Below are 21,863 nucleotides of genomic sequence, written 5' to 3' on the forward strand. Positions count from 1 at the left end.
AGGGGGCTGAGCGGACATGGCGGTGACGGCAGAGGGCGGACAGCAACTCCTGGCGCGGCGATCGGGGCCCATGGCGGCCCTGCAGGCGCTGAGCGAGATGCCGGTCCTGAAACAGGCGGGGGTCATGGCGGGACTGGCCCTCAGCGTGGCACTCGGGATCTGGGTGGTGCAGTGGTCGCGCTCGCCCGGGTACAGCGTGCTCTACGGAAACCTCGCGCCCAAAGAGGCGACGGAGGTGGTGGCAGGGCTCGAGCGGGCCCGGATCCCCCATCGGCTCGACGCCCAGAGCGGGGCGGTCCTCGTGCCGGGGGCGGACGTGCAGCGGGCGCGCATGGCGCTCGCCGGGGAGGGGTTGCCCCACAGCGCGGAGCTCGGCTTCGAGTTGCTGCAGCGCGAGCCCGAGATGGGCACCAGCCAGTTCATGGAGCAGGCCCGCTACCAGCGGGCCCTCGAGGTCGAGCTCGCCCGGTCGGTGGCGACCATCCAGGGCGTCGAGAAGGCAAGGGTGCACCTGGCCCTGCCCAAGGCCTCTGCGTTCGTGCGCGAGCGCAAGCGCGTCAGCGCCTCGGTGCTCGTGCACCTCTACGCGGGCCGCAGCCTGGAGCAGCCCCAGGTGGCGGCCATCGCGAACCTGGTGGCGGCCAGTGTCCCGGGGATGGACGTCGGGGACGTCCGGGTCGTGGACCAGAAGGGGCGTCTGCTGACGGCGTCCGACCCCTCCCGGGAGGCGCTGCACTCGCAGCAGGAGTTCGATTTCAGCCGTCGGCTGGAGAGCTACTACATCAGGCGCATCGAGGACATCCTCTCCCCGATCCTGGGTCCGGACGGCGTGCGCGCCCAGGTGGTCGCCGAGGTCGATTTCACGCGCACCGAGCAGACCCGGGAGAGCTTCAGCCCCGAGCTGACTGCCCTGCGCAGCGAGCAGGTGGCCGAGGACACGCGCGCGGGGGCGGCGGGTCTCGCCTCCGGCGTGCCGGGCGCGCTGAGCAATACCCCGCCGGGGGCGGGGTCGGCCCCGGAGCAGGCGGCCCCTGCGGTGCGCGCGCAGGGAGCGGGCGAGGCGCGGGCCCAGGGTCAGGGACCCGCCGGCGCGGCTGGCCTGCCGGCCGGGAGCGGAGCCCAGGGCAACGTCCTGAGCCGCCGGTACACGCGCAATTTCGAGGTCGACCGTACCGTCAGCCACACGACCCTGCCCACCACGACCCTGAAGCGCCTCTCGGTGGCGGTGGTCCTGGACGACCTGCGCTCCGTCGGGGAGGACGGGGAGGCGGTGCGCCGCTCCCTGAAGCCCGAGGAGCTGGAGCGGTTCTCGGGCCTCGTGCGCGAGGCCATCGGATTCAGCACGGCGCGGGGCGACAGCGTCAACGTCGTCAACGTCCCCTTCACCACCGGCGTGGGGGGCGAGGCCTTCGAGGAGCCCACCGTTTGGGAGCAGTCCTGGGTCTGGGATCTCGGTAAGCAGCTGCTCGCCGCCGGCATCGTGCTCCTGCTGGTGCTCGGGGTGTTGCGCCCCACCATGCGCCGGCTGGCGAGCCAGGCCCCGTTGCTCGCCGCGCCGCCCGGTCTGGCGGGACCGCGGGGGCAGGCCGACCGGGTGTCCGGTGGCGGACTCGCCGAGGACCGGCTGAGCCTGTCGGATGCGCAGTCCGGGGCGTCGCGGCCTGGCGGGGGCGTCGCCCGTGACCGTCAGTTGCAGCAGGTGGACAGCCTGCGCTCCCTGGTGACCCAGGACCCCAAGCGGGTGGCCCAGGTCGTGCGGAACTGGATCGGCGAGAATGAGTGACGCGGGCGAAGGTGCGCTGAAGGGCGTGGAGCGGGCGGCCGTCCTGCTCCTGATGCTCGGCGAGGAAGGGGCAGCCTCGGTGCTGCAGCACATGGGCCCCCGGGAGGTGCAGAAGCTCGGTGCCTCCATGTCCTCGATCCGCAACGTCTCCCAGGACCAGGTCAACGGGGTGGTCGACCGCTTCCTCGACGCGGTGGGCAAGCACACCGCCCTCGGCATCGACGCCGAGAGCTACATGCGCACCGCCCTGGTGAAGGCCCTCGGCGAGGACAAGGCGAGGGGCCTGATGGACCGGATCGTGCTCGGCGACGCCACCCAGGGCCTCGAGACCCTGAAGTGGATGGACCCGCGCTCGATCGCCGACATGATCCGCAACGAGCACCCCCAGATCGTGGCCATCGTGCTCGCCTACCTGGAGAGCGACCACGCGGCCGAGGTGCTCGCGCACCTCCCCGAGCGCACGCGCTCGGACCTCCTGCTGCGCATCGCCACGCTGGACACCGTCCAGCCCGCGGCCCTGCAGGAGCTCAATCTCGTGCTGGAGAAGCAGTTCTCGGGCAGTGCCACCGTGAAGGCCTCCGCCGTCGGGGGTGTGCGCACGGCCGCCAACATCCTGAACTTCATGGACGGCAGCTCGGAGACCGAGGTCATGGACCGGATGCGCGACGCCGATGGCACGCTCGCGCAGCAGATCCAGGACCTGATGTTCGTGTTCGAGGACCTGATCGAGATCGACGACCAGAGCATCCAGGCGCTGCTGCGGGAGATCTCCTCGGAGACCCTGCTGCTCGCGCTGAAGGGCGCCGACGAGGAGGTCAAGGAGAGGTTCTTCAGGAACATGTCCAAACGCGCCTCCGAGATGCTGCGCGACGACCTCGACGCCAAGGGGCCGGTGCGGGTGAGCGAGGTCGAGGTGGCGCAGCGGGAGATCCTGAGCGTCGCCCGGCGCATGTCCGACGAGGGCCAGATCGTTCTCGGGAAGGGTGGTGAGGAGATGGTGTGATGGCCGCCCCGCGCAAGCTCATCACGGCGGCGGAGCTGCGCCGCTTCGACCAGTGGGAGCTCCCCGTGATCGGCGTCGAGGAGGGCCGGCAGGGCCGGGGAGAGGACGAGCTCGCGCGCCCGCTGACCGCGGCCCAACTCGAGGCCCTGCACGCCGAGGCCTACCGGGACGGGTTCGAGCAGGGCCGGCAGGCGGGTGAGGAGGCGGGCTACCGGGACGGACGGGAGGCGGGGGAGGCGGAGGCGGCGGCGCGTCTGGCGCACATCCAGTCGATCCTGGACCTGCTGGCGCGCCCCCTCGAGGCCCTCGACCGGGAGGTGGAGGACTCTCTGCTCGCCCTCACCACGAGCGTCGCCCGCCACGTGCTCCGCCGGGAGCTGCGCACCGACCCCGGGCAGGTCATCGCGGTGGTCCGGGAGGCGGTCTCGGTCCTGCCGGTGGCGGCCCGAAGCGTCCGGGTGCACCTGAACCCGGCCGACGCGGCGCTGCTGCGCGAGCGGATGCGGGTGGGGGACGGCGAGGAGAGCCGCTGGCAGATCGTGGAGGACCCCATGCTCACCCGGGGTGGCTGCCGAGTCTCCACCGACGTCTCCCTCGTGGACGCCAGCGTGGAACAGCGACTCGCCGCCGTGGTGGCGCGGGTGCTCGGCGAAGAGCGCGAGGGCGAACGTGTCTCCTGATCTCGACCGTCAGCGGCTCTGGGCCTCGCGCCTCGCGTCCTGCGGGCAGCGGGCGGAGAGCCCGCCGCCGCTCGTGGTCCAGGGGATGCTCACGCGGATGGTGGGGCTCACCCTGGAGGCCGTGGGGTGCCAGGCGGCCATCGGCGACCGCTGCCGGGTCGCCGGCCCCGGGGGCAGTGTCGTGGAATCCGAGGTGGTGGGGTTCGGGGCGGACCGGCTCTTCCTGATGCCCATCGGCGACATCCGTGGGCTCGCCCCGAACGCGCGCGTCACCCCGGTCGGGCGCGGGGGCGACGTGGGGCTCAGCGACGCGGTGCTCGGGCGCGTGCTCTCGGGCACCGGCGTGCCGCTGGACGGCAAGGGACCGGTTGCGGTGGCGCGGCGGGTCCCGCTCGCGGGGCGCGCCGTCAACCCCCTGTCCCGGCATCGCATCGACCAGCCTCTCGACGTGGGCGTGCGGGCCATCAACGCCCTGCTCACGGTGGGACGGGGGCAGCGCATGGGGTTGTTCGCGGGCAGCGGCGTCGGCAAGAGCCGGCTGCTCGGGATGATGACGCGGTTCACCGAAGCCGACGTGGTCGTGGTCGGTCTCATCGGCGAGCGCGGACGCGAGGTGAAGGAGTTCATCGAGGGCATCCTGGGCGAGGAGGGGATGGCGCGTGCGGTGGTCGTGGCCTCCCCGGCCGACGACCCCCCACTCATGCGCCTGCACGGCGCCGCGCTGGCGACCTCGGTCGCCGAGTACTTCCGCGACCAGGGCCGGCACGTCCTGCTCCTGATGGACTCGCTCACCCGCTACGCCCAGGCCCTGCGCGAGATCGGCCTCGCGATCGGCGAGCCACCCGCAACCCGGGGCTACCCACCCTCAGTCTTCACCCGTCTGCCGCAACTGGTGGAGCGGGCGGGCAACGGGGAGTCGGGGGGCGGCTCCATCACGGCCTTCTACACGGTGCTGACCGAGGTGGACGAGCAGCACGACCCCATCGCCGACTCGGCGCGCGCCATCCTCGACGGTCACGTCGTCCTCTCGCGCACGCTGGCCGAGGCGGGCCACTACCCGGCCATCGACCTGGAGCGGTCCATCAGCCGGGCGATGGCGGACATCTGCGACCCGCGCCACTTGCAGGACGCGCGGCGCTTTCGGCAGGTGTACTCGGTGTACCGCCGGCACGAGGACCTGATCAGCGTGGGTGCGTACGCGGCGGGCAGCGACCCGCAGGTGGACCACGCGATTCAGATGTACCCACGCCTGATGGGCTTCCTGCGCCAGGACATCGGGGAACGGGACGTGATCGCGGACAGCCTGCAGGGCCTGCGCGCGACGGTGAGGTCCGGCGAGGCCGCGGGCGCCCCGGAGCGTCCGGGGGCGGGTGCGGTGCAACGGGCCGCACCCCCGGCTCGCCGCGGGTGACTGACGAGTGAACCGCTCGACCCGGCTGGAGCCCTTCGCCCGCCTCGCCGACCAGCGCCAGCAGGGCGCAGCCCGCTCGCTGCAGGCGAGCCGGGAGGAGCTCGTCCACTACGAGGCGCGTCTGGGCGAGCTCAAGGCGTATCGGGCCGAGTATGTGGAACGCCTTCAGAAGATAGGAAAGTCAGGTAGTTCTGCGAATCATATCAAGCGATTTCTCGTATTCATCAACCAGGTGGACGAGGGCGTGCGCCAACTGGAGTCGCTGATCGCCCTGACCCGGGGGCGATTCGACCAGCGCCGAGAGGAATGGCTCGCCGCGCGTTCGCGCTTCCGCGTGCTCGACGAGGTGCTCACCCGGGCGCGCAGCGAGGAAGACCGGAACCGCCTGAGGAGCGAGCAGCGCGAAAGCGATGAGCGCGCCGCACAGGTCCCCCGGGCCCGCTGACCCCCCTCGACCCCGACCTGGCCCGAGGGTTGCTTTACACACCCCGGACCTCCTGGAGCCAGACCGATGCAGGCCATTGTCGCCAACCTGACCGCTCCGCTTCCCGCCTTCGAGGCCGTCCGGACGGACGGCCCTCTCCCCGCCCCGGGACTGGCGGGGGAGGGCGCGCCCGCCGCGGAGAGCGCCGCGGGGCTGCCGTTTGCCTCCGTCTTCGCGGAGGCGCTCGGGCCACCGCCGGCCGGCGGCGCGCCAGCGCTGACCCCGGGGGCGTCGCCTCCTGCCCAGGGGGCGACGGAAGAGCTGCCGGACGGCAACGGTTTGCCGGTTGCGGCAACGTCCCTGCTGGCCCCGCTGCCTGCGTTGCCCCCGGCGTTGCCGCCCGGGGGGGTGGCTGCGGAGCCCGTCGAGCCCGAGCTGGGCGCCGAGGCCGGGAGCGAAGACGCCGGGCCCGCAGCGCCAGCCGCGACGGCCTTGCCCCTTGTGGCCCTCGGGCCCCCGGCGGGCGCCGGGCCAGGACCGGGCGGTCCGGTGCCTGCCGCCCCGCCCCGCGATGCCCTGGCCCCCGGGGACCTGGAACCCGCTTCCGTGGCGCCACGGGAGCACCCGGCGCACCGGACGTCGCGAGGCCCGGCGTTCCCCGCTCCCCTGCAGGGCGCGGTGGCGAGCGGGGCTGCGGAGGGCGCCGTCCAGGACCCGGTGTCCCTCGCCCCCGTGGCCGGGCCCGAGCCCGCGGAGCTCGCCGAATCCGGCGCGGCAGATGGGGACCCCGACCCCGGGAACCTCGCCCTGCTCTCCACCTCCCGTCAGCGCCACGCTGCCGCCCCCCAGGCGCTGTCCGCCGAAGGGACCGGCGCCCCCGCGCTTTCCCCGCGGGTGGGGAGCCCCGGGTGGGCGCCAGCGCTCTCCGACCGTGTGGCGTGGATGGTGGAGGGCGAGGTGAAGCAGGCGGACCTGCGGCTCAACCCGCCCGAGCTCGGACCGCTCGAGGTCCGGATCTCGATGGTCGACGACGAGGCCCGCATCACCTTCACCGCCTCGCACCCCCAGGTCCGGGAGGCCCTGGAGGCGGCGCTGCCGAAGCTGCGGGACATGCTCGGCGGCAGCGGAGTGCAGTTGCTGCAGGTGGACGTCTCCGGACACGGCGCCGGGCACCGGCGGCCGCCCGAGGCAGGGTCCGGGGCCGCCGCGGGGCAGGCAGCGGCCTCGCGGGGTGGGTCACGGGAGGCCCTAGCGGCCCTCGGGACCGTGAGTCCGCACCGACAGCGGGGCCTGGTGGACGCCTACGCGTGACCTCGACCGGGTGCGCCGGCTCCCTGCGGCGCACCCGGTGCGGGATTTCCATCGCGCCCCGGGGTGCGTGGCGCCCCGAGGGCGTCAAGAATCCGCGAAGGTCTCGGGAACATCGTTGTAACTCATTGATTTAAGAACCAGTCTCTTGATGGCATGCCGTTTGCTGTTCCGCCAGTGACCTTCGGCGCGGAGAGCTCGGCATGGCGGACAAGGAGATCCAACTCGCAGCCCCGGCGGCACCGGCGGGTGGACGGCGCAAGGTCGTCCTGCTCGGCGCTGGCGCGGTCCTGCTCTTCCTGGGCGTGGGAGCGGCGGTGCTCTACTTCACCGGTTGGCTGCCCGGCCAGTGGCAAGCCGGCGCGGCGTCCTCCCAGGGGGCGAAGCCGGTCCGACGCGAGGCGGTGTACGTCTCCCTGGACCCGCCCTTCACCGTCAATCTGCAGGGGCACGGCCCCACACGCTACTTTCAGGCCACCGTCGAGGTGTTGACGCGGGACCCTGCGGTCGAGGCGGCCCTGAAGCGCCACCTGCCGATCATCCGCAACGACCTGGTCATTCTCTTCAGCAGCAAGGACGCCAAGGACCTGGCGTCGATGGAGGGCAAGGAGAGGCTGCGTGCCGAGGCCCTCGCCACGGTGAAGAAGGTGCTCGAGGGCGAGACCGGAACGGCCGACGTCGAGCAGGTGTTCTTCACCAGCTTCGTGATGCAGTAGCCCATGCCCGCCACCGACATCCTGTCCCAGGACGAGATCGACGCGCTGCTGCACGGCGTCGACCAGGGCGAGGTCGAGACTGAGGGCCCCGGCGTTCCCGCCGGGGCGGCGGTGCGGCCTTACGATTTCACCAGCCAGGACCGCATCGTCCGGGGCCGGCTCCCGACCCTGGAGATGATCAACGAGCGCTTCGGGCGCCTGTTCCGGATCAGCCTGTTCAACCTGCTACGCCGTCTGCCGGAGGTCACGGTCGGCACGGTGCAGATGATGAAGTTCAGCGAGTACGTGCACTCGCTTTTCGTGCCGGCGAACATGAATCTGGTAAAGCTCCGGCCGCTGCGCGGGACCTCGCTGTTCGTGCTGGATCCGAAGCTCGTCTACATCGTGGTGGAGAACTTCTTCGGCGGGAGCGGACGCTTCCAGTCAAAGATCGAGGGGCGGGAGTTCACCGCCACCGAGATGCGGGTCGTCCAGCTGGTCCTCGAGCGCATGTTCCACGACCTGCGCGAGGCCTGGGCGCCCGTCCTCGACATCAGCCTCGAGTACGTCGGGTCCGAGGTCAATCCGCACTTCGCGAACATCGTCAGTCCGAGCGAAGTGGTCGTCACCACGGTGCTGCACGTGGAACTGGACGGAGGCGGAGGAGACCTGCACCTCACGCTGCCGTACTCCATGGTGGAGCCGATCCGCGACCTCCTCGACGCCGGGGTGCAGAGCGACCGTTCCGAGCGCGACGAGCGCTGGACCCGGACCCTGCGCGAGGAGCTGGAGTCGGCCAACGTGGAGATCGGAGTGACGCTGACCGAGGCGAGCCTCACGTTGCGCGAGCTGCTCGAGATGCAGCCGGGTGACGTCATCCCGGTGGAGATCCCGCCGCGGCTGGTGGCGCGGGTCGGCGAAGTGCCCGTCTTCTGGGCGAAATTCGGCACCTCGCGCGGAAAGCTGGCGCTCAAGGTCGAGCAGCCCGCGCGGCATGCCCGACCGGCAACGAGTGACTTGGACAGGGTGGCCATCGATGAGTGAACAGACGAAATCCCGGGAAGAGCTCATGGCCGCGGAGTGGGCCGAGTCCATCGGGCGGCAGGCGGACGCCGCGCCGGGCCCCTCCCCGAAACCACGTGCGGCGCGGGAGGCGAGCGTCGCGCGCGCCCCGCTGGAGGACCTTCGCGCGGACCCGGCGGTGCCCCCACGGGAGGTGAGCCTCGACGCGATCCTCGACATCCCCGTGAGCCTCTCCATGGAGATCGGCAGGACCCGGATCAACATCCGTCACCTGCTGCAGCTCAACCAGGGCTCCGTCGTCGAGCTGGACCGCCTGGCCGGCGAGCCCCTTGACGTGCTCGTCAACGGCACGCTCATTGCCCACGGGGAGGTGGTGGTGGTGAACGAGAAGTTCGGCATCCGCCTGACGGACGTCGTGAGCGCGCACGAGCGCGTGCAGAAGCTGCGCTGACGCGCCAGGGGATCGCCGTGCGGGCAATCATCACCGTGTTGGGGCTTGGCCTGTCGGGGCGCGCAGCCTGGGCGGGCGCGGCGACCTCCGCCGTCCCCCCGCCGGTACTGGACACGGGCCACGTGCTCTCCGTGCTCCTCGGCCTGCTGGCCGTGCTGGCGACCATCGCCGTCCTCGCCTGGGCCCTGCGCCACCTCTTCCGGGTGGGTGCGGGGGCCGAGGGGCTCGTGCAGGTCCTCGGCTCGACCTCGCTGGGGGCACGCGAGCGAGTGGTGCTGCTGCAAGTGGGCGGCGAGCAGATCCTGGTCGGCGTCGCGCCCGGGCGCGTGCAGACCCTGCACGTCCTCGACGAACCGGTGACGCTGCCTTCGCCGGGGGCGGCGCCGGGTTTCCATGCTCAGCTGGCCCGGTTCCTCGGGCGCCCGGCGATGGGGGAGCGCCGTGAGGTGGGGGAGCGCCGTGAATAGGGGCCCCGCAGCCCTGGCGCCGGTCCTGCTGGGCCTCCTTCTCCTCGCAGCGTTGCCGTTCCCCGCGGGGGCGGCGGAGCCTGCCATCCCGGCCCTCGCCGTGACGACCTCGGGCGACGGTCAGCAGACCTGGTCGCTCAGTCTGCAGCTCCTGCTCCTCATGACGGTCCTGAGCGTGCTGCCCGCGGCGCTCATCATGATGACGTCGTTCACCCGCATCGTGGTGGTGCTGGCGATCCTGCGCCAGGCCCTCGGCACGACGACCACGCCGTCGAACCAGATCCTCCTCGGTCTCGCCCTGTTCCTCACGCTCTTCGTGATGATGCCGGTCATAGACCGGGTGCGGGACGAGGCCCTGAGCCCGTACCTGGAGAACAAGGTCAACTTCACCGAAGCGCTGCAGCGGGCCGAGTCGCCGGTTCGCCGCTTCATGCTGAGCCAGACGCGGGAGACCGACCTCGCTCTCTTCGCCGAGCTCGCCGGGGCCGAGGCCATCGAGTCCGCGGAACAGGTCCCGTTCCGGGTCCTGATGCCGGCCTTCGTGACGAGCGAGCTGAAGACCGCGTTCCAGATCGGGTTCCTGATGTTCCTGCCGTTCCTGGTGATCGACCTGGTGGTGGCGAGCGTGCTCATGTCGATGGGCATGATGATGCTCTCGCCGCTGGTCATCTCGTTCCCCTTCAAGCTCCTGCTGTTCGTGCTGGTGGACGGCTGGGCGCTGGTCGTGGGAACGCTGGCCTCGAGCTTCTACGGACCCTGAAGGGGGAGTCTGCGGGCGTGCGGAGGGAGGCTGTCCATGGGTGCTGACGCCGTTCTCAGCATGGGTCGCGGGGCCCTGGAGCTGGTCATCCTCCTGGTGCTGGTGCTGCTGGTGCCGTCGCTGGTCGTGGGTGTCCTGGTGAGCCTGTTCCAGGCGGCCACCCAAATCAACGAAATGACATTAAGCTTCATCCCTAAGTTATTGATAACAGTACTTGTCATGGTGCTTGCGGGCCCCTGGATGATCACCCTGGTGACCGACTACACCCGCCGCGTGATGGAGGCCATTCCCTCCCTCATCGGGTAGGGAGCGGCGCGGCCAGCCCACTGCCCGAGCCCCATGACCCTGCCCGCCGACACCGTCTCGCTGCTCCTGGCGACCTGGCTCTGGCCGTTCCTGCGGGTGGCGGCCTTGCTGACGTCGGCCCCGCTCCTCGGAGCAAGCTACGTGAACCGGCGCGTCCGGCTTGCGCTTGCCTTCGCGCTGGCCCTGGTCCTCACCCCCCTGGTGGAGGCCCCGGCCGCCTCCCCGTTCTCGCTGGCGGGGTTGCTCCTCGGTGTGGAGCAGGTGGTCGTGGGACTCCTGATGGGATTCGCGGCCCACCTCATGCTGCTGGTGTTCGACCTCGCGGGGCAGCTCGTCAGCCAGACGATGGGCCTCGGCTTTGCGGCCATGGTGGACCCCGCGAGCGGTGCGCAGGTGCCGGCGGTGAGCCAGCTCTATCTCATCCTGACCTCTCTCGTGTTCGTGACGCTCGACGGGCATCTCCTGCTGGTGCAGGTGCTCGCCCGCAGCTTCGAGGTGCTCCCCCTCGGGGCGAGCGTCGACCCGGGCGCGTTCCGGGAGCTGGCGATGCGTGCCGGGTGGGTGCTCGGGGCCGGGGCCCTCATCGCGCTGCCGTCGGTCACCGCGATGCTGCTCGTGAACCTCGCCTTCGGCGTCATGACCCGGACGGCGCCGCAGCTGAACCTGTTCGCGGTCGGCTTCCCCATCACCCTGATCATGGGCTTCGTGGTCATCCTGCTTTCGCTGCCCGGGGTCCTGTCCCAGGTGGAGGCCACCACGACGGAGGTCCTGTCTTGGGCCCTCGAACTGGTGGGCGGGGGAGGCTAGGTGGCCGAGCACGAAGACGGCCAGGAACGCACCGAACAGCCGACCGAACGAAGGCTGCAGCGGGCACGCGAGCAGGGACAGGTTGCCCGCTCCCGTGAGCTCGCGAACCTGGGCCTGCTGCTCACCGCCGCCGCCGGCCTGATGGCGCTCGGCCCGGCGACCCTCTCGGGCCTGGTGGAGATCGTCCGCCGGGGGCTCACTCCCAGCCGGGAGGTGCTGGCCGGGGGGGGCAGCGACCTTCTTTCGACCCTGGCCGCCACCGCCGCCGACGCCCTGTTCCTGCTCCTGCCCCTGCTCGCTGCCCTGCTGGTGGTGGCCGTTCTGGCGCCCCTCGCCCTCGGGGGGTGGACGTTCTCGACCGAGGCCCTCGCCCTGAAGCCCGAGCGTCTGAACCCGGTGAAGGGGCTTGCCCGGGTGTTCAGCCTGAACGGCCTCGCGGAGCTCGCCAAGGCCCTCGCCAAGTTCACCGTGCTCGCCCTGACCGCCGGGTTGCTGCTCTGGCGGGACATGGGCTCGATCCTGTCGCTCGGCACGCAGGGGCTCGCGCCGGCGCTGAGCGGTGCGGCCTCGCTGCTGCTGAATTCGTTCCTCGTCCTGTGCGGCGCGCTCGTGTCCATCGCCGCGCTCGACGTTCCCTACCAGTACTGGCGCCACCACCAGCAGCTGCGCATGAACCGCCAGGACCTCCGGGAGGAGTTGAAGGAAACCGAGGGCAAGCCCGAGGTCAAGTCGCGGCAGAGGATGCTGCAGCGAGAGGTGGCGCGGCGCCGGATGATGCAGGAAGTGCCGCGGGCGGACGTCGTGGTGACGAACCCCACGCACTTCGCTGTCGCGTTGCGCTATCGCCCCGAGAGCATGGCCGCGCCCCGCGTGGTCGCCAAGGGTGCGGACCTGGTCGCCCAGCGCATCCGCGAGCTCGCCGCCGAGCACGGTGTGCCCCTGCTCAGCGCGCCTCCGCTCGCGCGCGCCCTCTACCACGGGACGCGACTCGGCCAGGAGATCCCCGCGGGTCTCTACCAGGCCGTCGCCCAGGTGCTTGCCTACGTCTATGCCCTGCGCCGGCAGCGGCGGGAGGGAGGGGTCGCCCCGGTCCCGCCGACTGACCTGCCGGTGCCCGACGGGCACGCCGTGCGCGGCGAGGAGATCAGCGAATGAACGCGACGCTTGTGCTGGGAAGCCTGCGGGAGGCCTCCCGCAACGGGCTCGGGGCCGCGGTCCTGATGCTCCTCATGCTGGCGATGGTGGTCGTCCCGCTGCCGCCACTGCTGCTCGACGTCCTCTTCACCTTCAACATCGCGCTCGGCCTGGTAGTGCTGCTCGGTACGGTGTACGTCCGAAGCCCCCTCGAGCTCGCGGCGTTTCCGACCGTGCTGTTGCTGGCGACCCTGCTCCGGCTCTCCCTGAACATCGCCTCGACACGCGTGGTCCTGCTGAACGGACACCAGGGTCCCGCGGCGGCGGGGCACGTGATCGAGTCCTTCGGAAACTTCGTGATCGGCGGGGACTACGCGGTCGGACTGGTCGTCTTCGTCATCCTGATCATCATCAACTTCGTCGTCGTCACGAAGGGCGCGTCGCGCGTCTCCGAGGTGAGCGCGCGCTTCACCCTGGACGCGATGCCCGGCAAGCAGATGGCAATCGACGCCGACCTGAGCGCGGGTCTCATCACCCAGGACGAGGCGCGCCAGCGGCGGGCGGAGGTCTCCCAGGAGGCGGACTTCTACGGGGCGATGGACGGTGCCGGGAAGTTCGTGCGCGGGGACGCAGTGGCGGGCATCCTGGTGCTGCTGATCAACCTCATCGGCGGGATCGCCGTCGGCACGCTGCAGCACGGCATGGCCTTCTCGGAGGCCGGCCGGGTGTATTCGCTGCTCACCATCGGTGACGGTCTGGTCGCGCAGCTCCCTGCCCTGGTGCTGTCGACCGCGGCCGCCATCATGGTGACGCGGGTCTCCTCCAGCCAGGACATGGGGCAGCAGATCCTCGCGCAGCTCTTCGACCGCCCGAAGAGCCTCGCGGTGACTGCGGGCGTGGTGGGCGCCATGGGGCTCGTGCCCGGCATGCCGAATCTCGCCTTTCTCTCCCTCGCCGCGCTCGCGGGGGGGGCGGCGTGGCTGCTGCAGCGCCGGCGGCGGGAGGCGCGGGAGAAGAGCGCGTCGCTCGCCGCGGTGCCCGAGCCCGCTCCGGTCGAGCTCGGCTGGGAGGACGTGACCCCCGTCGACCCGGTCGGGCTCGAGATCGGGTACCGCCTCATCCCGCTCGTGGACAAGGCCCAGGGCGGCCAGCTCATGGGCCGGATCAAGGGGGTGCGCAAGAAGCTCTCCCAGGACCTCGGCTTCCTGGTTCCGTCGGTACACATCCGCGACAACCTGGACCTTGCGCCAGCCGCCTACCGGATCACGCTGCACGGGGTGGTGGTGGGCCGGGCGGAGGTGTTCCCGGACCGGGACCTCGCGATCAACCCGGGGCAGGTGTTCGGTCGGCTCGAGGGGACGGCCGGACGCGACCCCGTGTTCGGGCTGGAGGCGGTCTGGATCACGCCGGACCAGCGCGACCAGGCACAGACCTTCGGCTACACCGTGGTGGATTCGGCGACGGTCATCGCCACCCACCTGAACCAGGTCCTGCAGGACCACGCGAGCGAGCTGCTCGGCTACGACGAGGTCCAGCAGCTCCTCAACCGCCTGGCCAAGACGGCGCCCAAGTTGGTGGAAGACCTCGTCCCGAAGCAGCTGCCCCTCGGAACCGTCGTGCGGGTGCTGCAGGGCCTGCTGGCGGAGCAGGTGCCACTGCGCGATCTGCGCACGATTGCCGAAACGCTGGCGGCCCAGGCGTCGAGGAGTCAAGAGCCTGCCGTTCTGACCGCCGCGGTGCGCGAAGCCCTGGCCTCCATGATTGTTCAGAATATCAATGGGTTGGAAAAAGACCTTCAGGTCATCACGCTCTCTCCAAAGTTGGAACAGTTGTTGCTTCAGTCTGCGCAGGCCGGGAACGAGGGGGGATTGGGTCTGGAGCCGGGTCTCGCGGAATCCCTGCAGCGAGGGATCCGCCAGTCCGCGCAGCGCCAGGAGGCGGTGAACCGCCCGGCGGTGCTGCTGGTGTCCCAGGCCCTGCGCAGCTTCCTCTCACGATTCGCCCGGCAAGTGACCCCCACGCTGCGGGTGCTGGCCTGGAACGAGGTGCCGGACGACAAAGAGGTCCGCATCGTGGCGACGGTGGGCGGGGCAGATTGATGCGCGGCGGCTCGTGAACACGGACCGGCCGCGAAAGACCGAGGGGTGCCTGCAGTGAAGATCAAGCGCTACGTCGCGACCGACATGCGCCAGGCGCTGCGGACCGTCCGCGACGCCCAGGGACCGGACGCGGTGATCCTCTCGACCCGCAAGGTCGACGGTGGCGTCGAGGTGGTGGCCGCCATCGATTATGACGAGGCCGAGGCGCGGGCCAGTGTCGATCTCCCTCCCGTTCCCCCGCGTCCCCGTGCCGGGGCGGCGGAGGGCCGGGCGCCCGGCGCCCGGACGGTCCAGGCGTCGTCGGATGCGGGCGCGGTCGGGGGGGAGCCTCTCGTGAGTGCCTTGCGCGAGGAGGTGCGCTCCATCCGCGGCCTCCTCGAGCGGCAGCTCTCGGGGTTGGCGTGGGGCGAGTTGGGCCGCCGCCAGCCCCAGCGGGCCGCCCTGATCCGGCGCCTCGCGGAGCTCGAGATCCACCCACGGCTGGTGCGGGAACTGGTGGCCCAGGTTCCGGCCGCGACCGACGTGGAGACCGCCTGGCGCCAGGCGATGGGCCTGCTTGCGCAGTGGCTGCCGGTCGGCGACGGCGACCTGCTGGACAACGGTGGGGTCGTGGCGCTCCTCGGGTCGACCGGGGTGGGCAAGACCACCACTGTGGCCAAGATCGCCGCGCGCTTCGCGATGCGCCATGGGGCCGAGCAGGTGGCTCTGCTGACCACGGACAGTCTGCGCGTCGGCGCGGTCGAGCAGCTGCGCACCTACGCCCGACTGATGGGCATGCCGGTGCGAGTCGTGGGCGCGAAGGAGGAGCTGCGCTCCGCGATCGACGACCTGGCAGGTCGGCGACTGGTGCTCATCGACACCGCCGGGATGAGCCAGCGTGACATCCGCCTCTCGGAGCAGCTCGCGCTGCTGCAGGGCGGTTCCCCCATGGTGCGCGCCTACCTCGTGCTGTCGGCGACGGCCCAGCGCTCTGCCCTGGAGGAAGTGGTCACGGCGTTTCGGGGCGCGCCCCTCGAAGGCTGCATCGTCACCAAGCTCGACGAGGCGACCGGGTTGGGCGGCGTGCTGTCGGTCGTGGTGGAGCAGCAATTGCGGGTGGCGTACGTGAGTGACGGGCAGCGGGTGCCGGAGGACCTGCGCCCGGCGCGAGCCCACCACCTCCTGACCAGAGCGGTGAGCGCAGTCCAACGCCAGGGACAGACCTGCGACGATGAATCCCTTGAACTCACTTTCGGTGCGCTCGGTGCAGCCGGCCAGCTCTAACGCCTTCGCCAGCCAGGCGAGCGGGCTGCGGCGCATGCGTCAAATGCGGCCCGTGCAGGTCATCGCCGTCACCAGCGGTAAGGGTGGCGTCGGCAAGACCAACGTCTCGGTGAATCTCGCCATTGCCCTGGCCCAGGCCGGCAAGTCGGTGATGCTGATGGACGCCGACCTGGGGCTCGCCAACATCGATGTCCTGCTCGGTCTGCCGACGGGCCCGAATCTGGCGCACGTGATCGACGGGCGCTGCTCGCTCGAGGAAGCGATCGTCACCGGGCCCTCGGACATCAAGATCGTGCCCGCGGCCTCCGGGCTCCAGCGCATGGCGAGCCTGACCCCGCAGCAGCACGCGGGGCTCATTCACGCCTTCGGGCAGCTCTCCTTCGACCTGGACGTGATGGTGGTCGACACCGCCGCCGGCGTGTCCGACAGCGTGGTGCTCTTCGCGCTCGCGGCCCAGGAGATCGTGGTCGTGGTCTGCGACGAGCCGACCTCGATCACCGACGCGTACGCCCTCATCAAGCTGCTGCATCGGGACTACGGGCAGCAGCGGTTCCACATCCTGCCGAACATGACGCGCAGCGAGCGCGAGGGAGAGGCGATGTTCCGCAAGCTGTCCAGGGTTTGCGACCGCTTCCTGGACGTGTCCATGGACCTGATGGGGGTGGTCCCTTACGACGAGCACGTGCGCAAGGCCGTGCAGCGGCAGTCGGCGGTGCTGGAGGCCTACCCGACGAGCAGCGCCGCGCTCGCGTTCAAGAAACTGGCGACTCATACCGATAAATGGCCCGTGCCGGACCGCGCACGCGGACACCTGGAGTTCTTCGTAGAGCGGCTCATCCAGGCCGGGCAGAGGGGAGCGGAGGCATACCCATGAACGGGCTGGCGATGTACGTCGAGACGCAGGTCGGGACCCAGGACGAGGTCGTCATGCGATACGCGCCGCTGGTGAAGCGCATCGCGTACCACCTGATGACGCGCCTGCCCCCGAGTGTGCAGGCCGACGACCTGATCCAGGCGGGGATGATCGGTCTCATCGAAGCATCCCGGAACTACGACGCCAGTCAGGGAGCGAGCTTCGAGACCTACGCGGGCATCCGCATCCGCGGCGCGATGCTCGACGAAATCCGCAAGAGCGACTGGACCCCGCGCTCCCTGCACCGCAAGGTGCGGCAGGTCTCGGAGGCGATCCGGAACATCGAGAGCTCGGCGGGGCGCGACGCGCGCGACGTCGAGGTGGCCGAGCGCCTCGGGATTTCCCTCGAGGACTATCACCAGATCCTCCAGGACGCTTCGGGTCACAAGGTGTTCAGTCTGGAGGACCTCCCCGTAGGGGAGGACTCCGTGTCGGAGGGGCTCTCCGGCCCGATCAAGGGCCCGCTCGAATCGATCGAGATGGAGAAGTTCCGTGAGGCCCTGGCGGACGCGGTGGGCACGCTCCCCGAGCGCGAGCGACTGGTGATGTCGCTCTACTACGACGAGGAACTGAACTTGCGCGAGATCGGTGCGGTTCTCGGGGTGAGCGAGTCGCGGGTGTGCCAGATCCACGGACAGGCCATGATGCGGCTGAAGTCGCGGATGGCCGATTGGCGCAACGACTGACCTGCGCGCCAGGGTGCCAGGAGGCCGCGGTGGACACGGAGAAGATCGCAAAGACCTTCGACTGCATCGAGAACGCCGCCTGAGGCCGGCTCGATGCGGCTGACCTCGACACACCCGCGGGCACGCTGAGCGATGGACGTCCTCAGCGCCGCCGGTCTCCTCATCGGCCTGGGTGCCATCCTCGGCGGCAACCTGCTCGAGGGGGGGCACCTCAGCTCGCTGGTCAACGGGCCGGCGCTCATCATCGTGGTCGGCGGCACGCTCGGGGCCACCCTGCTGCAGTCGCCGGTACCGGTTTTTCTGCGGGCGCTGAAGATCGTGGGCTGGGTCGCCAGGCCGCCGGCCTACGACCTCACGGCGACCATCCAGAAGGTCGTCAGCTGGAGCCAGGTGGCCCGCCGCGAGGGCCTGCTCGGACTCGAGAGCCTGACCGAGACCGAGCCTGACATGTTCGCCCGCAAGGGGCTGCAACTCCTGGTCGACGGCAACGAGCCGGAGACCATCCGCAACACGCTGGAGGTGGAGCTCAGCGCCCGGGAGCAGCGGGACATGGCCTCCGCAAAGGTCTTCGAGGCGATGGGGGGGTACTCCCCGACCATCGGCATCATCGGTGCCGTGCTCGGACTGATCCACGTGATGGGGAACCTGGCGGACCCGAGCAAGCTGGGACCTGGTATCGCCACCGCGTTCGTGGCCACCGTCTACGGCGTCGGCCTCGCGAACCTGGTCCTCCTGCCGGTCGGCAACAAGTTGAAGGGTGTCATCCACGCCCAGACCCAGTATCGCGAGATGCTGGTGCAGGGGATCCTGGGGATCGCCGAGGGTGAGAACCCGATGAACATCGAGCTCCGGCTGCGCGGATACCTCGAGTAGTGTCCTCCCGCCGCCGACACGAGGAGCACGAGAACCAGGAGCGTTGGCTTGTCTCCTACGCCGACTTCATCACGCTGCTGTTCGCGTTCTTCGTGGTCATGTACGCCGTGTCCTCCGTCAACGAGGGCAAGTATCGCGTCCTCTCCGACGCGATGGTCTCGGCCTTTCGCAGCTCGACCCGCAGCCTCGAGCCGATCCAGGTGGGCCAGTTGGTGCGCGCGCCACCGGTCCGCCAGCAACTTCCGGTGACCACCCCCCGGCCGATCCCGGTGCCCGTCCAGTTGGTGGAGGAGTTGGACGGGGAGAAGAGCGGGCGCGGGACGGAAGAGGAACCGGGCGGGGAGGGGCCCGAGGCGAACGTGGGGCCCGAGGCGAACGTGGGGCCCGAGGCGAACGGGGGGCCCGGTGGCCAGGAGCCCGGCGCGCTGGCCGCGCATCGGGAGAGCGTGGCACGCCAGATCGAGGTCGCTCTCGCGGGCTTGCTGGCCCGGGGGCTGGTGGACGTGCGCACCACAGAATTCGGGGTCGAAGTCGAGATCAAGACGAGCCTGCTCTTCCCGAGCGGGAGCGCGCGGCTGGTGGACAGCGCCTTGCCCGTGCTGCGCGACCTCTCGGGTGTCCTGAAGACCTTTCCCAACCCCGTGCAGGTCGAGGGCTTCACCGACAACGTCCCGATCAACACCGAGGTCTTTCCCTCCAACTGGGAGTTGTCCGCGGGGCGTGCGGCGAGCGTGGTGCACGTCTTCACGCGCAACGGCGTGAGGCCGGAGCGGCTGGTGGCCATCGCCTTCGGCGAGCATCGGCCGGTCGCCGACAACGGTACCCCCGAGGGGCGGAGCCGGAACCGCCGGGTGGTTGTCGTGATCGCGGCGTCTGGCACGGCCCGTGCAAGGGTGCCCCCCGAGGGGTGAGAGCGCCGGATCCTTGACGGCATTGGGGTGCCGCAAGGGGTCCGTCTGGCGGGAGATCCGCGGGAGCGAGCACGCTCGAGGCGATCAGCGATGGATATGACGTGGCCCTTTCTCGCAAGTCTGTCGATCCTGTTCACTGGCGCGGCCGGGGTGGCGGTCTACGTCCGCAGGCTGCGCGCGGAACTGGAGCGTCAGGAGGGCCTCGTGCGCGGACTGGAGCGGGACATGCAGGCGGTCTGTGTCGGGGCCCGGGGCATGGGCGAGGCGGTGGTGCTCCTCGAGGACCGGCTGCGCCGCCTGACCGAGCGCCAGGACGAGCTCGCCCTGCGTGAGCCCGACGAGGGCGTGTACCACCAGGCGATACGACTGGCGAGCCGCGGGGCCAGCGTCGAGGAGTTGGTGACGACCTGCGGGCTGCCCAGAGGCGAGGCCGAGCTGGTCCAGATCCTCCACCGCAGCGCCCGGGCCCGCCCGCCCGAAGCCCAACGCTCGGCCGCGACCGGTACCGGCTGACCGACACTCCAGCCCGCGGCCCCACCGTGCCCTGGTAGAATCCGGGGCAATGAGTGCTCGACGAAAGAGAACGAAGACGCCCGCCCGCCGCGGTGGGCGGCTCGGGGTGGGTCTGCTGATCTTCGGTCTGGTCCTCCTGGTGGCCCTCCTGGGCTACGGGGTCTGGCTCGACCAGGTGATCCGGAAGCAGTTCGAGGGCAAGCGCTGGGCGCTGCCAGCGCGTATCTATGCGCGGCCCCTCGAGCTCTACCCGGATTTGCGGCTGTCCGCCGCGGAGCTGGTGCAGGAGCTCGAGCGGCTCGGCTACCAGAAGACCGTGCGGCTCGAGCGCCCCGGGAGCTACAACCGCAAGGACCCCGCGACGGTGGAGGTCTACGTCCGGGGGTTCCGGTTCTGGGACGGATCGGAGCCCACGCGCAAGGCTCGCCTCACGTTCTCCGGTGAGCGCCTCCAGCGGGTGAGCGCAGAGGGTGGGGACGAGGCTCCCCTGCTGCGCCTCGAGCCGCTGGAGATCGGCAGGATCTACCCCACCCATCACGAGGACCGTGTCCTCGTGCGGCTCTCCGAGGTGCCCCCCGCGCTCGTCCAGGGCCTCCTGGCGGTCGAAGACCGGGGCTTCTACGAGCACTGGGGACTCGACCCGCGCGGTATCGGCCGCGCGCTGTGGGCGAACCTCAGGGCCCGCGGGGTCGTGCAGGGCGGCAGCACGCTCACCCAGCAGCTCGTCAAGAACTACTTCCTGACGCGCGAGCGCACCCTCGCGCGCAAGGTCAACGAGGCCCTGATGGCGCTCCTGCTGGAGCGCCGGTACAGCAAGGACGAGATCCTCGAGGCATACCTGAACGAGGTGTACCTGGGGCAGCAGGGTCCCAGGGCCGTGCATGGCTTCGGGCTCGCGTCCGAGTTCTACTTCGGGCGCCCCCTGCGGGAACTGCGCCTGCAGGAGATCGCGGTCCTCGTGGGGCTGGCGCGGGGACCGAACCAGTACAACCCGCGGCGCTCGGCCGCGCGGGCCCTGGAGCGGCGCAACCTGGTCATCGATCAGATGCTGGCCCAGGGGTCCGTGAGCGAGCAGGAGGCGCGGGCTGCGCGCGCCGCACCCCTCGGAGTACGCCCCGACGCTGGCTTCGCGAACTCTCCATTCCCGGCGTTCGTGGACCTTGTGCGCCGGCAGCTCGTGCGGGATTACCGCGAGGAGGACCTGCGCAGCGAGGGGCTGCAGATATTCACGACGCTCGCGCCGCCCGCGCAGGCGCAGGCCGAGCGGGTCCTCGCCCGGCGCCTGGCCGCCATCGAGAGTGCCCGGCGGGTCGCCCAGGGGACCCTGGAGGGGGCGGTGGTGGTCGCGGACCCCAAGACCGGGGAGGTCCTCGCGCTCGTGGGAGGGCGCGACCCGCAGGCCCCGGGCTTCAATCGGGCGCTCGACGCCCGGCGGCCCATCGGGTCGCTGGTCAAGCCGGCGGTGTATCTGTCGGCGCTGCTGCCCGGGGAGGGGTTCTCTCCCGTGAGCCTCCTGCAGGACCAGCCGGTGCGCGTCAAGTCGGCGCCGGGACAGGTGTGGGCGCCCCAGAACTTCGACCACCGCAGCCACGGCGAGGTGACGGTGCAGACGGCCCTGGCTCGCTCCTACAATCTCGCCACCGTGCAGTTGGGCTTGCAGATCGGTCTGCGCAAGGTGGCGCGGACCCTGACCGGGCTCGGAGTGACGGCCGAGATCCCCCCGTATCCCTCGGTCTTGCTGGGGGCGTTGGATCTGTCCCCGTTCGAGACCGCCCAGATGTACCAGACGATGGCCGGACTCGGCTTCCGGATCCCGCTGCGCGCGATCCGGGAGGTGACGGGTCCCGACCACAAACCCCTCAAGCGTTACGGGCTCTCGGTGGAGCAGGCCTTCGACCCCGCCCCGGTGTACCTGCTCGACACGCTGATGATGGGGGTCCTGAGGGAGGGGACTGGGCAGCGTCCCTATCGCCGGCTTGCGGGCTCCCCGCGGCTGGCGGGCAAGACCGGCACCACCGACGACCTGCGCGACAGCTGGTTCGCGGGCTTCGGAGGTGACCGGCTGGCCGTCGCCTGGGTGGGGCGGGACGACAACAAGCCGACGGGGCTCACCGGCTCCGACGGGGCCCTCGAGGTGTGGGTCGACCTGATGGGCGGGCTCGCGCCCGCGCCGTGGGACCCGCCGGTGCCGGCCGGGGTCGAGTGGCAGTGGGTGGACAAGACGGCGGGACACCGGCTCGAGCAGGACTGCCCGGGCGCGGTCCGCCTTCCGTTCCTGAAGGGTACGTCCCTGCCCGAAGGGAGCTGCGGTGGTGACGCGAGCCCCCTGGACGGGCTCTTCGGGGAGGGTTGA

Annotated in this window: 22 protein-coding genes; all 22 read left to right on the forward strand. The window is 70.8% G+C overall.

All coding sequences use genetic code 11. The features are described from left to right. Window positions 1-16 precede the first annotated feature (16 nt). Window positions 17-1,783: a flagellar M-ring protein FliF gene (gene fliF / locus KA217_08220; GenBank protein ID MBP7712432.1), complete on the forward strand. Its 1,767-nt coding sequence runs from the start codon at window positions 17-19 to the stop codon at window positions 1,781-1,783. Continuing rightward, window positions 1,776-2,786 (forward strand): flagellar motor switch protein FliG, encoded by a 1,011-nt coding sequence (gene fliG, locus KA217_08225; protein ID MBP7712433.1) that lies wholly within the window; start codon window positions 1,776-1,778, stop codon window positions 2,784-2,786. The genes fliF and fliG overlap by 8 nt, the downstream gene beginning before the upstream one ends. Next, the gene (locus tag KA217_08230) at window positions 2,786-3,466 is read left to right on the forward strand and encodes a flagellar assembly protein FliH (protein ID MBP7712434.1); all 681 of its coding nucleotides are present in this window, start codon (window positions 2,786-2,788) and stop codon (window positions 3,464-3,466) included. Before fliG ends, KA217_08230 begins: the two co-directional genes overlap by 1 nt. Further along, a complete protein-coding gene (gene fliI, locus KA217_08235) occupies window positions 3,456-4,877 on the forward strand; it encodes a flagellar protein export ATPase FliI (GenBank protein MBP7712435.1) in 1,422 nt (473 codons plus the stop codon). The genes KA217_08230 and fliI overlap by 11 nt, the downstream gene beginning before the upstream one ends. A 7-nt stretch (window positions 4,878-4,884) precedes the next feature. Further along, entirely contained in the window at window positions 4,885-5,322 is a 438-nt protein-coding gene (gene fliJ, locus KA217_08240; protein ID MBP7712436.1) for a flagellar export protein FliJ, read from the forward strand. 66 nt (window positions 5,323-5,388) lie between these two features. After that, window positions 5,389-6,612, forward strand: coding sequence for a flagellar hook-length control protein FliK (locus tag KA217_08245; protein MBP7712437.1), 1,224 nt, complete (start codon window positions 5,389-5,391; stop codon window positions 6,610-6,612). A 200-nt stretch (window positions 6,613-6,812) separates the two neighbouring features. Then, window positions 6,813-7,325 (forward strand): flagellar basal body-associated FliL family protein, encoded by a 513-nt coding sequence (locus KA217_08250; protein MBP7712438.1) that lies wholly within the window; start codon window positions 6,813-6,815, stop codon window positions 7,323-7,325. 3 nt (window positions 7,326-7,328) lie between these two features. After that, a complete protein-coding gene (gene fliM, locus KA217_08255) occupies window positions 7,329-8,348 on the forward strand; it encodes a flagellar motor switch protein FliM (protein ID MBP7712439.1) in 1,020 nt (339 codons plus the stop codon). Further along, entirely contained in the window at window positions 8,341-8,778 is a 438-nt protein-coding gene (gene fliN / locus KA217_08260) for a flagellar motor switch protein FliN (protein MBP7712440.1), read from the forward strand. Before fliM ends, fliN begins: the two co-directional genes overlap by 8 nt. An 11-nt stretch (window positions 8,779-8,789) precedes the next feature. After that, window positions 8,790-9,245, forward strand: a complete 456-nt coding sequence (fliO, locus tag KA217_08265) for a flagellar biosynthetic protein FliO (GenBank protein ID MBP7712441.1) — start codon at window positions 8,790-8,792, stop codon at window positions 9,243-9,245. Beyond that, complete coding sequence (gene fliP, locus KA217_08270; protein MBP7712442.1) at window positions 9,172-10,005, forward strand: flagellar type III secretion system pore protein FliP; 834 nt, start codon at window positions 9,172-9,174, stop codon at window positions 10,003-10,005. The genes fliO and fliP overlap by 74 nt, the downstream gene beginning before the upstream one ends. Window positions 10,006-10,041: 36 nt before the next feature. Next, complete coding sequence (gene fliQ, locus KA217_08275; GenBank protein MBP7712443.1) at window positions 10,042-10,311, forward strand: flagellar biosynthesis protein FliQ; 270 nt, start codon at window positions 10,042-10,044, stop codon at window positions 10,309-10,311. Between the two features lie 33 nt (window positions 10,312-10,344). Continuing rightward, window positions 10,345-11,118, forward strand: coding sequence for a flagellar biosynthetic protein FliR (gene fliR, locus KA217_08280; GenBank protein ID MBP7712444.1), 774 nt, complete (start codon window positions 10,345-10,347; stop codon window positions 11,116-11,118). Next, a complete protein-coding gene (gene flhB, locus KA217_08285) occupies window positions 11,119-12,273 on the forward strand; it encodes a flagellar type III secretion system protein FlhB (protein ID MBP7712445.1) in 1,155 nt (384 codons plus the stop codon). It abuts the gene before it with no gap. Continuing rightward, window positions 12,270-14,351, forward strand: a complete 2,082-nt coding sequence (flhA, locus tag KA217_08290; protein ID MBP7712446.1) for a flagellar biosynthesis protein FlhA — start codon at window positions 12,270-12,272, stop codon at window positions 14,349-14,351. The genes flhB and flhA overlap by 4 nt, the downstream gene beginning before the upstream one ends. Window positions 14,352-14,405: 54 nt before the next feature. Further along, window positions 14,406-15,614, forward strand: coding sequence for a flagellar biosynthesis protein FlhF (flhF, locus tag KA217_08295; GenBank protein MBP7712447.1), 1,209 nt, complete (start codon window positions 14,406-14,408; stop codon window positions 15,612-15,614). 34 nt (window positions 15,615-15,648) lie between these two features. Beyond that, complete coding sequence (locus tag KA217_08300) at window positions 15,649-16,488, forward strand: MinD/ParA family protein (GenBank protein ID MBP7712448.1); 840 nt, start codon at window positions 15,649-15,651, stop codon at window positions 16,486-16,488. Beyond that, on the forward strand, window positions 16,485-17,213 hold the full coding sequence (locus tag KA217_08305; GenBank protein MBP7712449.1) for an RNA polymerase sigma factor FliA: 729 nt from the start codon (window positions 16,485-16,487) through the stop codon (window positions 17,211-17,213). Before KA217_08300 ends, KA217_08305 begins: the two co-directional genes overlap by 4 nt. Before the next feature lie 132 nt (window positions 17,214-17,345). Beyond that, on the forward strand, window positions 17,346-18,086 hold the full coding sequence (locus KA217_08310) for a flagellar motor protein (GenBank protein ID MBP7712450.1): 741 nt from the start codon (window positions 17,346-17,348) through the stop codon (window positions 18,084-18,086). Continuing rightward, window positions 18,086-18,997 carry a flagellar motor protein MotD gene (gene motD, locus KA217_08315; protein MBP7712451.1) on the forward strand — a complete coding sequence of 304 codons (912 nt, stop codon included), beginning with the start codon at window positions 18,086-18,088 and terminating at the stop codon, window positions 18,995-18,997. The genes KA217_08310 and motD overlap by 1 nt, the downstream gene beginning before the upstream one ends. A 90-nt stretch (window positions 18,998-19,087) precedes the next feature. Then, window positions 19,088-19,510 carry a DUF2802 domain-containing protein gene (locus tag KA217_08320; protein MBP7712452.1) on the forward strand — a complete coding sequence of 141 codons (423 nt, stop codon included), beginning with the start codon at window positions 19,088-19,090 and terminating at the stop codon, window positions 19,508-19,510. Window positions 19,511-19,616: 106 nt separating this feature from the next. Next, window positions 19,617-21,863 (forward strand): penicillin-binding protein 1B, encoded by a 2,247-nt coding sequence (gene mrcB / locus KA217_08325; GenBank protein ID MBP7712453.1) that lies wholly within the window; start codon window positions 19,617-19,619, stop codon window positions 21,861-21,863.

Source organism: Gammaproteobacteria bacterium (assembly GCA_017999615.1).
In the GTDB taxonomy this organism is placed as follows: domain Bacteria; phylum Pseudomonadota; class Gammaproteobacteria; order JAABTG01; family JAABTG01; genus JAGNLM01.

What these genes read in the sequence shown, in the direction of transcription:
- fliF (MBP7712432.1), top strand. Translation starts at nt 17, where the DNA reads ATGGCGGTGACGGCAGAGGGCGGACAGCAACTCCTGGCGCGGCGATCG.
- fliG (MBP7712433.1), top strand. Translation starts at nt 1,776, where the DNA reads ATGAGTGACGCGGGCGAAGGTGCGCTGAAGGGCGTGGAGCGGGCGGCC.
- KA217_08230 (MBP7712434.1), top strand. Translation starts at nt 2,786, where the DNA reads ATGGCCGCCCCGCGCAAGCTCATCACGGCGGCGGAGCTGCGCCGCTTC.
- KA217_08245 (MBP7712437.1), top strand. Translation starts at nt 5,389, where the DNA reads ATGCAGGCCATTGTCGCCAACCTGACCGCTCCGCTTCCCGCCTTCGAG.
- KA217_08250 (MBP7712438.1), top strand. Translation starts at nt 6,813, where the DNA reads ATGGCGGACAAGGAGATCCAACTCGCAGCCCCGGCGGCACCGGCGGGT.
- fliM (MBP7712439.1), top strand. Translation starts at nt 7,329, where the DNA reads ATGCCCGCCACCGACATCCTGTCCCAGGACGAGATCGACGCGCTGCTG.
- fliN (MBP7712440.1), top strand. Translation starts at nt 8,341, where the DNA reads ATGAGTGAACAGACGAAATCCCGGGAAGAGCTCATGGCCGCGGAGTGG.
- fliP (MBP7712442.1), top strand. Translation starts at nt 9,172, where the DNA reads ATGCTCAGCTGGCCCGGTTCCTCGGGCGCCCGGCGATGGGGGAGCGCC.
- fliQ (MBP7712443.1), top strand. Translation starts at nt 10,042, where the DNA reads ATGGGTGCTGACGCCGTTCTCAGCATGGGTCGCGGGGCCCTGGAGCTG.
- fliR (MBP7712444.1), top strand. Translation starts at nt 10,345, where the DNA reads ATGACCCTGCCCGCCGACACCGTCTCGCTGCTCCTGGCGACCTGGCTC.
- flhA (MBP7712446.1), top strand. Translation starts at nt 12,270, where the DNA reads ATGAACGCGACGCTTGTGCTGGGAAGCCTGCGGGAGGCCTCCCGCAAC.
- KA217_08300 (MBP7712448.1), top strand. Translation starts at nt 15,649, where the DNA reads ATGCGTCAAATGCGGCCCGTGCAGGTCATCGCCGTCACCAGCGGTAAG.
- KA217_08305 (MBP7712449.1), top strand. Translation starts at nt 16,485, where the DNA reads ATGAACGGGCTGGCGATGTACGTCGAGACGCAGGTCGGGACCCAGGAC.
- KA217_08310 (MBP7712450.1), top strand. Translation starts at nt 17,346, where the DNA reads ATGGACGTCCTCAGCGCCGCCGGTCTCCTCATCGGCCTGGGTGCCATC.
- KA217_08320 (MBP7712452.1), top strand. Translation starts at nt 19,088, where the DNA reads ATGGATATGACGTGGCCCTTTCTCGCAAGTCTGTCGATCCTGTTCACT.